Source organism: Rodentibacter sp., from assembly GCF_057314195.1.
This window is the reverse complement of record NZ_DBHLAM010000057.1, coordinates 671-1,205: the sequence shown is the minus strand read 5'-3', so window position 1 is coordinate 1,205 and position 535 is coordinate 671. Positions and strand designations below refer to the sequence as shown.

Genomic DNA, 535 nt, shown 5'->3' with positions numbered 1-535 from the left:
ACACGACTTTCAAACGGCTCAGTGTAAACACGTTCCGGATTGGTTAAATCGCGCAACTCCAATTCATAACGTTTTTTCAGGCCGTCTTTTTCCTGCACGTGATCTTCGATCAAAATACCGCACGTGCGTGAATTGCCCACATCTAACACCATGTCCACCGGAATCGCTTTCACGATGTCATCGGTTTTATTGGAAACCACTTTAATTCTCGGCAACGCCACTTCGGCGCCCAAGATCGCCAAAATATTCAAATAATGCCCTTGATGCGCTTTGCGTTCCACTTCCTGTAGCAAATCTTCCGGGTGAATTTTCAGGCGTTTCGGCTCCGGCGCGAGTTCTTTAAATAATTCCAACAACCAGTTATTAACCCAGTTAAAATCCAAGAACCACGACATTTGATCCGATTGATGCGCCAAGCCGAATAACACGCCGGAACGCACGTCTTCACTGGTCGGCGCCAAATACGCGGTGTCTTGGCTGTTAGGGAAAATTTTGGTATCAAAGGCAAACGTCACGCGGTGGGTGTGCCCTTCCG

General features: G+C 48.0%; 1 protein-coding gene. It reads right to left on the bottom strand.

Annotation, left to right across the window (positions count from 1 at the left end):
- Positions 1–535: virulence factor SrfB (locus tag ACO59Y_RS08525; protein WP_486132384.1), on the bottom strand; the 535-nt coding region annotated here is incomplete at both ends.